Genomic DNA, 11,570 nt, shown 5'->3' with positions numbered 1-11,570 from the left:
CATGTCCTCGCTTCAATCGCTCGACATCGCGAAGCGCTCGGCCACGACCACGCCCAGCCCTGACGCCCGCCGCCAGGTCATCGAGGTGGCCAAGCTCATCGACGTGTCCTCCTGCATCGGCTGCAAGGCCTGCCAGGTGGCCTGCATGCAGTGGAACGACCTGCGCGACGAGGTCGGTCACAACGTCGGTGTCTATGACAACCCGGTGGACCTGTCGCCGCAGTCCTGGACGGTGATGCGCTTCTCCGAGGTGGAGGTCCAGCAGGACCGCCTCGAATGGCTGATCCGCAAGGACGGCTGCATGCACTGCGAAGATCCGGGCTGCCTCAAGAGCTGTCCGTCGCCCGGTGCGATCATCAAGTACCAGAACGGTATTGTTGATTTCATCTCGGAGCACTGCGTCGGTTGCGGCAACTGCGTCACCGGCTGTCCGTTCGACGTGCCCCGCATCTCCAAGGTCGACAACAAGGCCTACAAGTGCAGTCTCTGCTCCGACCGCGTCGGGGTGGGCCTGGAGCCGGCCTGCGTCAAGGCCTGCCCAACCGGCGCCATCCGCTTCGGTTCGAAGGAGGACATGCATGAGTTCGCCGAGGAACGGATCGAAGACCTGAAGGAACGCGGTTACGACAAGGCCGGTGTCTACGACCCGCAAGGCGTCGGCGGCACCCACGTCATGTACGTGCTGCAGCATGCGGACCAGCCGGAGCTCTACCACGGCCTGCCCAAGGATCCGAAGATCAGCCCGCTGGTCTCCTTGTGGAAGGGCGCGGCCAAGCCGCTGGCGGTGGCCGCCATGATCGGCGCCGCCGTGGCGGGCTTCTTCCACTACATGAAGGTGGGTCCGATCGAGTCGGGGCATGACAACCCCGATGAAGACGAAGAGTTCGCCGATGAGCAGGCGCGCAGCCGCGCCCATGCCAGCGGCTCGGACACCCGCAGCGACCTCAATGGCCCGCGGGGCTGAGGAAGGAGCGAATCATGTTGCAACGCTATCCTGACGCGCAGCGGATGAACCATTGGCTCATCGCCTTGCTGTTCTTCGGTGCCGGCCTCTCCGGGCTGGCCTTCTTCCATCCGAGCCTGTTCTTCCTGAGCAACCTGTTCGGCGGCGGCCCCTGGGCCCGCATCCTGCATCCCTACATGGGGCTGCTGATGGTGCTGGCCTTTGCCGTGCTGGCGGTGCAGCTCTGGAAGGAGAACCGCTGGACGAAGACCGACACGGAATGGGTGCGCCACAGCAAGGACATGCTGGCCGGTGACAAGTCCAACATGCCGCCCGCCGGCAAGTACAACGCCGGCCAGAAGGGCATCTTCTGGCTGATGGTGGTGTGCCTGGCGGTGCTGCTGGTGACCGGGGTCATGTTCTGGCATGCCTGGTTCCCGGAAGGCAACATCCTGATGCGTCGCGTCGCCGTGCTGCTGCACGCCGCGGCGGCCACCGGGCTGATTCTGGGTGTCATCGTTCACATTTATGCCGCGATCTGGGTCAAGGGCACCATTCGCGCCATGACTCGTGGTACGGTGACGGAGACCTGGGCCAAGCACAACCACCCCCTGTGGTACAAGGAAGTCAAGGAGCGTCCGCGCGCATGACGGCCACGAGCAATACTGGCAAGCCGGTGAGCAGCCAGATCCGTCTGATGACACCGGAGGAAATCGCGGTGAACGCGGGGGCTCGCCCCGCGCCGCTGCGATTGCCCGAAGCCGGTGTCTTCGCCGAACGTGCGCTGCGACTGCGCCAACTGGCGCAGGACCATCCGATGCGGGACTACCTGCTGTTTGCCGCCGAGCTGGCCCAGCGCCAGCACGAGCAGCTCAAGCAGGCCCGCCCGCTGACACTGCCCACCGAGTCCGATCTGGCCGAGGCCATGGCCGCCGGCCTGCCGCCGCTCGACAGCCGCACCTTCGTCCGCCAGAGCGTCTGGCGGGACGAACTGCGCGAGCTGCTTCAGCACCTGAGCACCGCAGCCGTTCCTGCGCCGGTGCAGGCGCTGGCCAAGGACCTGATGCAGCTGGACGAAGCCGCACTGGACAAGCAGGCGCAAGCGCTGCTGGCCGGTGGCGGCCCTGGCCTGGATCCGGCCGCCGCGCCGATGCTGGCCGCGGCCCTGCAGCTGTACTGGGTCCGCCTGGTGCAGCAACTGCAGGACCGCTATCAGCGCGCCGGCAAGACGGAGCATCTGGCGCCGTTCGGCATGATCGACGACCCGACCGTCTGCCCGTGCTGCGGCTCGCGGCCGGTGGCGTCCATCACCCGCATCGCTGCGGAAACTTCGGGTCAGCGCTTTCTGGCCTGCTCGCTCTGCGCCACGCAGTGGCATTACGTGCGCATCAAGTGCACCCATTGCCAGAGCACCAAGGGCATCAGCTTCCGCCAACTTGTGGACGATGACGGCCACAAGCCCAACGAAGCGGTGCAGGCGGAATGCTGCGAGGCCTGTGGCCACTATCTCAAGCAGGTGCACATGGAGAAGGAACTGCAGGTCGAGCCGCTGGCGGACGACCTGGCGTCCCTGACCCTGGACCTGCTGGTGGGTGAACTGGGCCTGGTGCGGCATGGCTTCAATCCGCTGCTGATCCTGGGAGAAGCCGACGCCGGCGACGACCGCCCGCCCGGCAGCGACTCCGAATCTCCCGGCCCCGCCCACACCGGCGCGGCGCCACCGGATCCCGGAGGGCACTGAGCATGAAGCCCGAGGCATCCATGGTCCATGGTCCGACGGCGAGTCTCCCGGCAGACGCCCCAGCGGCGTCGCCGGCTGCCCCCAAAGACCTTCCCTCGATCGACCGACTCCTGCGTGACCCAGCGGTGACCCCGCTGGTCGCCGCGCATGGTCACGCCCTGGTCGCGTCGCAGGCGCGTGAGCTGCTGGACCGCTGGCGTGCCGAGGCGCTGCAGGGCCGTCTGTCACGCGAGCAGCTCCCGCAGCTGCCCGACGCCTTGCGCACCCGCTGCGAAGAACGCCTGACCCCGCGCATGCGGCGGGTGATCAACCTCACCGGCACGGTGCTACACACCAATCTGGGCCGGGCCCTCCTCGCCGATGAAGCGCTGCAGCAGGTGCTGGCCTGCATGGGTTCGCCCAACAATCTTGAATTCGATCTGGCGCTGGGCGCCCGGGGTGATCGCGACAGCCTGGTGGAAGACCTGCTGTGCGAGATCACCGGCGCGGAAGCGGCCACGGTGGTCAACAACAATGCGGCGGCCGTGCTGCTGGGTATTGCTGCGCTGGCCGGTGGCCGCGAGGTGATCGTTTCCCGCGGCGAGCTGGTGGAGATCGGCGGTGCCTTCCGCATGCCGGATGTGATGGCGGCGGCGGGTGCACGTCTGGTGGAGGTGGGCACCACCAACCGGACGCATCCACGCGACTATGAAGCCGCCATCGGACCGGCCACCGCGCTCCTGATGAAGGTGCACACCAGCAACTATGCGATTCAGGGCTTCACCTCATCGGTGGATGAAGCGACGCTGGCGCCGATTGCGCGTGCCCGCGGCGTGCCGCTGATGACCGACCTGGGCAGCGGCTCGCTGGTGGACCTGGCGCAATGGGGCCTGCCGGCAGAGCCGCTGCCGCAGCAGATGCTCCAGGACGGCTGCGATGTGGTGACCTTCAGCGGCGACAAGCTGCTGGGCGGACCGCAGGCCGGGCTGATCGTCGGCACGCGGGAGCACATCCAGCGCATCCGCAAGTTCCCGATGAAGCGGGCGCTGCGCCTGTCCAAGCTGCCGCTGGCGGCTCTGGAAGCGACGCTGCGGCTGTATCTCAAGCCGGACCGCCTGACGCGCGATCTGCCGACGCTTCGGCATCTGACGCGTCCGGTGGCGCAGATCGAAGCCCAGGCAGCTCGGCTGCTGGCGCCGCTGCAGCAGGCGGTGACGCCGCGCTTTGAGGTGCGGACGGCGTCAATGCGCGGCCAGATTGGCTCCGGCTCGCTGCCGGTGGAAACGCTGCCCTCGGCGGGTCTGGCGCTCGCGCCGGTGTTGCCTGGCAAACGCGGCATGGGCCGCGCGCTGGATGAGCTGCAGACGGCGCTGCGCGCCCTGCCGCTGCCCGTCGTGGCGCGGGTGCAGGCCGACGAGCTGTGGATGGATCTGCGCTGCCTGGACGAGGGCGCGCGGGAAGCCGAGTTCCTGGCGCAGCTGCCGCGACTCGCGGAGGCGCTGCAATGATCATCGGCACCGCCGGCCATATCGACCACGGCAAGACGACGCTGGTGAAGGCGCTCACCGGCGTCGACACCGATCGCCTGCCGGAGGAGAAACAGCGCGGCATCAGCATTTCGCTGGGGTACGCCTATCTCGAGACGCCAGACGGTCGGCGGCTGGGGTTTGTCGACGTGCCCGGCCACGAACGGCTGGTGCACACCATGCTCTCCGGCGCGACCGGCATCGACCATGCCCTGCTGTTGATCGCGGCCGACGATGGTGTGATGCCGCAAACCCGTGAGCATCTGGCCCTGCTGTCGCTGCTGGGCATCGACCACGGCACGGTGGTGCTGACCAAGATCGACCGGGCCGATGAAGCGCTGCGGGCCCAGCGTCGCGCCGAGGTGGCGGAACTGCTGGCCCACACGGGGCTGTGCGCATCGCCGGTGTTTGAAGTGTCTGCCGCCACCGGGGAGGGCGTGGATGTGCTGCGCGAGCATCTGCTGGCGCAGGCGCGGGGATTCTCCCGTCGCGATGTGTCGGGGCAGGGCTTCCGTCTGGCGGTGGACCGGGTGTTCAGCCTGTCGGGCGTCGGCACGGTCTGCACCGGAACCGCCTATGCCGGCGAGGTGGCGCTGGGCGAAGAACTGCAACTGGTGCCGCCGGCGACGGGACAGGCGCCGCGCACGGCGCGCGTGCGCAGTCTGCATGCCCAGAATACGGCCGCGACCCAGGCCCATGCCGGGCAACGCGTGGCCATGGGCCTGGCCGGCATCGACAAGGATCAGGTCAGCCGCGGTCAATGGTGGGTGGCGCCGGAAGTGGCGCTGTGGACCGACCGCATGGATGTGCGTCTGCGGCTGTGGTTTGATGAAGCGCGGCCGCTGCGCAGCGGCACGCAGGTGCATGTGCATCTGGGGGCGTCGCAGACCACCGGCTCGGTGGCCGTGCTGGGCACGCTGGACGGCGAACCGCTGGATGCGATCCAGCCCGGCAATGAAGCGCTGGTGCAATTGGTGCTGCATCAGCCGCTGTGCGGCTGGGCCGGGGACCGGGTGGTGCTGCGGGATGCGTCGGCCACGCGGGCGCTGGCGGGTGGCAGCGTGCTCGATCCGTTTGCGCCGGTGCGGTACCGGCGGACGGTGCAGCGGTTGGCAGAGTTGAAGGCCTTGATGATGCCGACGCCGGGGCAGCGGCTGGACGGGCTGTTGGCCCAGGCCCCGCTGGGCGTCGATGTGCAGCGGTTCGCGGCGGCGCAGGGTGTGGCCCGCGCGGTACGGGCCGGGTGGTTGGCGCAGGCGCTGCCCGCGGATGATTCGGTCTGCACGGTGCCGGGGCTGGAAGGGCCGTTGTGGGCACTCGGGCCGGCACAGACGGTGCAGGGGCGACAGGTGGCGCTGGAGCGGCTGGCGCTGTATCACCAGCAGCAGCCGGATGAGCTGGGGCCGGATCTGGCCCGGTGGCGGCGTTTGAGCCTGCCGCGGCTGCCCGAGCCGCTGTGGCGGGCGCTGGTGCATCAGATGGTGGCGCGCGGGGAGGTGACGATCACCGGGGCCGCGGCACATTTGCCAGCGCATGGGGTGCAGTTGTCGGCGCTGGATCAGCGGCTGGCGCAGCGGGTGCTGCCGAAGCTGCTGGATGCCGGGTTTGACGGGGCGTGGGCAAGGGATCTGGCGAAGGACTCGGGGGAGGCAGAGGCGCTGGTGCGCACGACACTCGCCCGGCTGGCTCAGCGCGGAGAACTGTTCCAGATCGTCAAGGACCTGTACTATGCGCCCGCGCATGTGGAGTCGCTGGCGCGGCTGGCGAGAGGGGCCGTGGCGGATCACGGGGTGGTGACCGCCGCGAACTTCCGCGACCTGACCGGGCTCGGACGGAAACGCGCCATTCAGGTGCTGGAATTCTTCGACCGCGTCGGGCTCCTGCGCCGCGTCGGAGATGCCCATAAACTCCGCGCTGATTGCAAGCTGTTTCTGGATGAGGACGAGCCGGCCGGGACCAATACCCCCAACCGCTCCCCCACATCCCCCAGCAACATCCCTTCATCGGGGGCCCCTTGAGCCCCCACGTTTTCACCCCGGAGGGGGAACGATCCCGGTGGATCGGCCAGGCTTCAAACCTGGTGGGTGGCGCCATGCGTTGCCAGGTGGGTTCGACCCCCGCCCCCCTCCGCCGGAAGCATTGGCTTGGCTACTGCGCGGAACGATCTTGCGTCTGCGGTGCTCGCCGTACGAAAGTACGGCTCCGCTCCTCAACGCAACCTCGTCCCGCTCGCGACGCCAATCCAACGCTTCCGGACCACCTGCGTCGCGCGACCACACTTCGTTCGTCGCGTGAGCATCACTTCGTTCGCTCACTCGCGGTCAACGACAGCACTTCGTGCGTCGGGGGAGCGACGCTTCGCTCGCTCGCTCACTTGCGAGGGCGACGGCACTTCTTGCGTCGGGGAAGTCGGGCCGCGTTTGTTGACGGTCAGTAAGCCCTTGGGCAGGCGGCGCCGTTCTAATTCCCTTTCTTTCTCTGGAGATCATGATGACGGGTTTGGTCAAACAACTTAAAAATACCGTGAAGGCTCTGGCCGTCGTCGGCCTCGCCGCACTCTCCCTGGCCACCGCTCAGGCACAGACCATCCTGCGCGTCACCGCCATCCCGGATGAGTCGCCAACCGAACTCGCGCGTAAGTTCGCGCCGCTAGGCAAATACCTGGAGAAAGAACTCGGCGTCAAAGTCGAATGGACCCCCGTCACCGACTACGCCGCCGCCGTCGAAGCCGTCGTCAATAAAAAAATCGACCTCGCCTGGTTTGGAGGCTTCACCTTCGTTCAAGCCAATGCACGCTCCGGCGGCAAAATCGTGCCCCTGGTGCAGCGCGAAGAAGACGAAAAATTCCGCTCCGTGTTCATCACGGAAGCCGGCAGCAAAATCACCAAGCTCGAAGACCTCAAAGGCCACACCCTCAGCTTCGGCTCCGCCTCCAGTACCTCCGGCCATCTGATGCCCCGCAGCTTCCTGCTCGCCGCCAAAATCAATCCGGAAACCGACCTCAAACGCATCAGCTTCTCCGGCGCCCATGACGCCACCGTCGCCGCCGTCGCCGGCGGCAAAGTGGACGCCGGTGCCCTCAACATCTCCGTCTGGGAAAAACTGGTCAGCGAAAAGAAAGTGGATCCCAAAGAAATCCGCGTCTTCTACACCACCCCCCCTTACTACGACTACAACTGGAGCGTGCACGCCGAAATGCCCGCCGCCCTGCAGGAAAAACTGAAACAAGCCTTCCTGAAACTCAACGACAGCACCCCCGAAGGCAAGGAAATCCTCGCCCTCCAACGCGCCACCCGCTTCGTACCCACCAAGGCCGACAACTACGCCGGCATCAGAGCCGCCGCCGAGAACGCCGGTCTGCTGAAGTAATCCCATGTCCCTGCTGGCCCTGGAAAGCCTGCGTCTCGATGCCGGCCCCCGCTGCCTCATCCAGCCGCTCTCCCTGCAGATCAACGCCGGAGAACAGATCGCCCTGATCGGCCCCTCCGGCGCCGGCAAAACCTCGCTGCTGCACGCACTGGCCCTCGCCCTGCGCCCCAGCAGCGGCCGTTTGCACCTGGACCAGCAGGACGCCTGGGCCTTGTCCCACAGCGCCCGACATCGACTCCGCCGCCAGCTCATGCTGGCCCCCCAACACCCCCCACTGCCACCGCGCCAGCGCGTGGCCGTGTCCGTGCTCGCCGGCCAGCTCCCCGGCGCCTCGCTCGCACGCAGCCTGCGCACGCTGTTCAGCCCCTCCGCCGACCAAGCCCGCCAGGCCCACGAAGCCCTCGCCGCCCTGGAACTCGGCGACCGCCTCTGGTCCCGCGTGGACCAGCTCTCCGGCGGCGAACGGCAACGCGTGGCCCTGGCACGCCTGCTGGTGTCCCGGGCGCCTCTGTGGCTGGTCGACGAACCCCTGTCCGCCCTGGACCCTCAACGCGCCCAGCGCAGCCTGTCCGTGCTGCAGCACGCCGCCCGCCAGTCCGGCCGCACCCTCGTCTGCAGCCTCCACCAAGTGGATCTCGCCCGCACCCTGTTCCCACGGATCGTGGCACTGCGCGACGGCCGCCTGTTCTATGACGGGCCGGCCGAAGGCCTGGACGACGCCACCGTCGCGGCGCTCTATGCTGGCGACGAGACCCTGATGCCGTCCACGCCGAGCCGTGCTCACGATGCCGACGACGACGCCCGCAAGATCGACGGTCCGCGGGAGATCGATGGCGCCTCGGGTGTCGATCGTCCCGCGCCAACGCCCGCCACCCCGCTGATCTGCCGATGAGCCATCCGGCTGCACTGTCCTCGCCGCCCCCCTGGCAGCGTGATCCGCTGGCGCTGCGGCGCCTCACACTGGCCCTCACGCTGCTGGTGCTGATGTGGCCCCTGCTGGTGCTCTGCGAATTCCGGCCCTGGGAGCTGCTGGAGCCGCGCAGCCTCCGGGCCACCGGACGCTTTCTCGTCCAGTTCCTGACCCCCCGTCTCGACGGCGAATTCCTGCTCATGGTCGCCGGCGACACCTGGCGCACCGTCGCCATGGCCTCCGCCGGCCTGGCCCTGGCCTGGATCATCGCCATCCCCATGGCGCTGCTCGGCACGGCACGCCTGTCCGTCTCGGCCCTGACCGGGCGCATGGCCGCCTGGCCCGCGGCGCTGCGGTTTGTGGTGCGCGGCGTGCTGGTCATCCTGCGCTCGGTGCCCGAGCTGGTGTGGGCGCTAATGCTGGTGCGTGTCATCGGCCTGGGCCCCGGCTCCGGGGTGCTGGCCATTGCGCTGACCTACGGCGGCATGCTGGGCAAGGTCTACGCCGAGATCCTGGAAAGCGCCGACGGCGCCCCCACGCGCGCTCTGCTGCGCAACGGCGCCGGCCGACTCCAGGCCTTCTTCTTCGGCACGCTGCCCGGCTGCGCCGATGAACTGGTGAGCTACACCGTCTACCGCTGGGAATGCGCCATCCGGACGTCCGTGGTGCTGGGATTCGTCGGTGCCGGCGGACTGGGTCAGCAGCTGGACAACGCCAACAAGATGCTGGCCGGCAATGAGGTCATCACGCTGCTGCTGGTGTTTGTGGCGCTGGTGGCCGCAGCGGATCGGGTCAGTGCGTGGCTGCGTCCCAGCCGTCGCGGTCAGGAGGAGGGCGGTCGTGACCGGCCGGCGCCTCGCTGGGGACTGTGGGTGCTGCTCACCGCGCTGACTGTGATGTTCGTCGCCAGCTTCGTCTCCCTGCCGATGCATTGGGGCGAATGGCTGAGCTGGCAGGCGTTCCGGCAGATGGGCGCATTTCTGGCCGAGTTCTTCCCGCCACAGCTGTCCCCGGACTTCCTGAGCCGCGTGGGGCAGGGCGCGCTGGAAACGCTGGCCATGTCCGCCCTTGGCAGCCTGCTGGCCGCGATCGCGGGTCTGGCACTGGCACTCGTCGCCAGTCGTTCGTCGGGTCCGCTGCGCATCGGCGCGCGTATGGTGCTCAATGCGCTGCGCAGCGTGCCGGAACTGGTGTGGGCCTCGCTGCTGCTGATCTCCGCCGGCCTGGGTCCGATGCCCGGCACGCTGGCACTGGCGCTTCACACCACCGGCGTGCTGGGGCGCCTGATGGCCGAGGCGCTGGAAAACGCGCCGGCGGCCAATGCCCTGGCGCTGCGCTGGGCGGGTGCGTCCCGCTGGCAGGTGTTCCTCTTCGCCACGCTGCCGCAGGCGGCGCCGCAACTGCTCAGCTACAGCCTCTACCGCTGGGAAAACAACATCCGTGCTGCAACCGTTCTCGGCGTGGTGGGCGCCGGTGGTCTTGGCCAGATGCTGACGGTGCACCTGGGACTGTTCCAGATGCGTGAGACCGGCACCGTGGTGCTGGCCATGCTGCTGCTGGTGATGGTGGTCGATGCATGCTCGTATGCCGCTAGACGACAGCTGAACCGCTGAGCCGCTGAGCCGGCCCCTTCACAGCATCTCCACCGAGGTAAATGACCATGGACGCCATGACCCTGTTGACCCGCCGTGCCTCGATCGGCCCCAAGCATCTGACGGAGCCGGGACCGGACGACGGCCAATTGCGCCAGATGCTCGAAGCCGCCTTGCATGCGCCTGATCATGGCGAGCTGGTGCCTTATCGTTTCAAGGTCGTGCGCGGGGGGGCGCGTCAGGCGATGTCGCGACTGTTCGGCGAAGCCGCCCGTCGTGCCGGCAAGGACGACGCCGGCGTCGCACTGGACGAAGAGCGCGCACTGCTGCCGCCCGTGACGGTGGCCGTGATCGCCCGCCAGGACATGGGCCATCCGCAGGTGCCCGCCCATGAGCAATGGGTGGCACTGGGTGGAGCGCTGACCAACTTCCTCAATGCGGCGCATGCGCTGGGGTTCGGCGGCAAGATGCTGTCCGGTGCCAAGGCGCGCGATCCCGGTCTGGTGGCCGCTTTCTGCGAACCTGGTGAGACCTTGGTGGGGTGGATCGCGCTGGGCACACCGGCCCGGGCAGCCAAGGCCCGGCCGCCAAAAGCCGGCGCTGATCAGGCCCTCATGACCTGGCAGCCACCCACCCGATGATCGAAGGTTCTCGGGCCCGGTCGCTGACCCAGCTGACCGGCCTGGCGTCGTTTCGGCGCGCGTGTATCGCCAATCTCGCGCCAATGCCGGCGCACCTGCGCACGCTCAATGCGCGTGGCTGAGGTCCAGGGCTTCGACCATGGCCTTGCCAATCGCTTCGCTGGACTTCGGGTTCTGACCCGTGATCAGGTGGCCGTCACGCTCGACATGCGAGAGCATGGGCAGCAGCGCCGAATGGAAGTCGGCGCCCTGGTCTTTCATGGCGTCCTCGAGCAGGAAAGGCACCTCGCCATGCAGGCCGGCCAGGCGTTCCTCCATGTTGGTGAAGCCGGTCACGCGGCGGCCCTTCAACAGCGGTGAGCCGTCGCGTCGGCGGACATGCAGCAATCCGGCAGGCCCGTGGCAAACCGCAGCGATGAGTTTGCCGTCGGCATCCTGCCGGGACAGCATCTCCTGCAGCGTTGCATCTGTGACCAGGTCCACCAGCGGACCGTGCCCGCCGGGCAGGAAGATGAGGTCGAAGGCATCGTCTTTCACCGAAGTCAGCGCCCGCGTGGATTGCAAAGCCGACAGCGCGGAGGCCCATTCGGCAGCCTCCTTCTCGCTGGGTTGGGATTTCTCGTCGATCGGCACGGCACCGCCGGCCGGCGACGCCACGGTCACCTCGACGCCGGCTTGCGTCAATGCGAGGTAGGGGACGGCAAATTCTTCGGCCCACAGGCCCGTGGGATGGCCCGATGGGAGCTGTTGGCAGCTGGTAGCAACAATAAGGGCGCGCATGGGAGGCTCCTGAAAGTGGGAGAGAGGATGTCGGCAGCTTGGCAAGCAAGGTGCCTACCGCCCCGCCTCGGCCTTTCGCCTTCGCCGGC

Annotated in this window: 10 protein-coding genes and 1 tRNA gene; 10 read left to right on the top strand and 1 reads right to left on the bottom strand. The window is 68.0% G+C overall.

Going from position 1 to position 11,570, the window contains the following annotated elements; translation table 11 throughout:
• Window position 1: 1 nt before the first annotated feature.
• The 10 genes from fdxH to FHS28_RS07105 all read left to right on the top strand — a co-directional run bounded on the left by fdxH (window position 2) and on the right by FHS28_RS07105 (window position 10,701).
• A complete protein-coding gene (gene fdxH, locus FHS28_RS07150) occupies window positions 2-964 on the top strand; it encodes a formate dehydrogenase subunit beta (RefSeq protein ID WP_088449939.1) in 963 nt (320 codons plus the stop codon).
• Between the two features lie 14 nt (window positions 965-978).
• On the top strand, window positions 979-1,593 hold the full coding sequence (locus FHS28_RS07145; protein ID WP_088449938.1) for a formate dehydrogenase subunit gamma: 615 nt from the start codon (window positions 979-981) through the stop codon (window positions 1,591-1,593).
• The gene (gene fdhE / locus FHS28_RS07140; RefSeq protein ID WP_088449937.1) at window positions 1,590-2,684 is read left to right on the top strand and encodes a formate dehydrogenase accessory protein FdhE; all 1,095 of its coding nucleotides are present in this window, start codon (window positions 1,590-1,592) and stop codon (window positions 2,682-2,684) included. The genes FHS28_RS07145 and fdhE overlap by 4 nt, the downstream gene beginning before the upstream one ends.
• Before the next feature lie 20 nt (window positions 2,685-2,704).
• A complete protein-coding gene (selA, locus tag FHS28_RS07135) occupies window positions 2,705-4,171 on the top strand; it encodes an L-seryl-tRNA(Sec) selenium transferase (protein ID WP_088450626.1) in 1,467 nt (488 codons plus the stop codon).
• Window positions 4,168-6,207, top strand: coding sequence for a selenocysteine-specific translation elongation factor (gene selB, locus FHS28_RS07130; protein ID WP_088449936.1), 2,040 nt, complete (start codon window positions 4,168-4,170; stop codon window positions 6,205-6,207). The genes selA and selB overlap by 4 nt, the downstream gene beginning before the upstream one ends.
• A 19-nt stretch (window positions 6,208-6,226) precedes the next feature.
• Window positions 6,227-6,319: transfer RNA gene (locus FHS28_RS07125), tRNA-Sec, on the top strand.
• Between the two features lie 357 nt (window positions 6,320-6,676).
• Window positions 6,677-7,558, top strand: coding sequence for a putative selenate ABC transporter substrate-binding protein (locus FHS28_RS07120; RefSeq protein ID WP_246409709.1), 882 nt, complete (start codon window positions 6,677-6,679; stop codon window positions 7,556-7,558).
• Between the two features lie 4 nt (window positions 7,559-7,562).
• Window positions 7,563-8,450, top strand: coding sequence for a phosphonate ABC transporter ATP-binding protein (locus FHS28_RS07115; RefSeq protein ID WP_088449935.1), 888 nt, complete (start codon window positions 7,563-7,565; stop codon window positions 8,448-8,450).
• Window positions 8,447-10,081 (top strand): phosphonate ABC transporter, permease protein PhnE, encoded by a 1,635-nt coding sequence (gene phnE, locus FHS28_RS07110; RefSeq protein ID WP_088449934.1) that lies wholly within the window; start codon window positions 8,447-8,449, stop codon window positions 10,079-10,081. The genes FHS28_RS07115 and phnE overlap by 4 nt, the downstream gene beginning before the upstream one ends.
• Window positions 10,082-10,128: 47 nt before the next feature.
• Window positions 10,129-10,701 carry a nitroreductase family protein gene (locus FHS28_RS07105; protein ID WP_088450622.1) on the top strand — a complete coding sequence of 191 codons (573 nt, stop codon included), beginning with the start codon at window positions 10,129-10,131 and terminating at the stop codon, window positions 10,699-10,701.
• Window positions 10,702-10,806: 105 nt separating this feature from the next.
• Here FHS28_RS07105 and FHS28_RS07100 read toward each other — a convergent pair whose 3' ends face one another.
• Window positions 10,807-11,481, bottom strand: a complete 675-nt coding sequence (locus FHS28_RS07100) for a type 1 glutamine amidotransferase domain-containing protein (RefSeq protein WP_088449933.1) — start codon at window positions 11,479-11,481, stop codon at window positions 10,807-10,809.
• Window positions 11,482-11,570 lie beyond the last annotated feature (89 nt).

The sequence above is a fragment of the Roseateles terrae genome (assembly GCF_014192155.1).
In the GTDB taxonomy this organism is placed as follows: Bacteria; Pseudomonadota; Gammaproteobacteria; order Burkholderiales; family Burkholderiaceae_C; genus Roseateles; species Roseateles terrae.
Note: the sequence above shows the minus strand (reverse complement) of the source record. Positions and strands in the feature narration are given on the sequence as shown.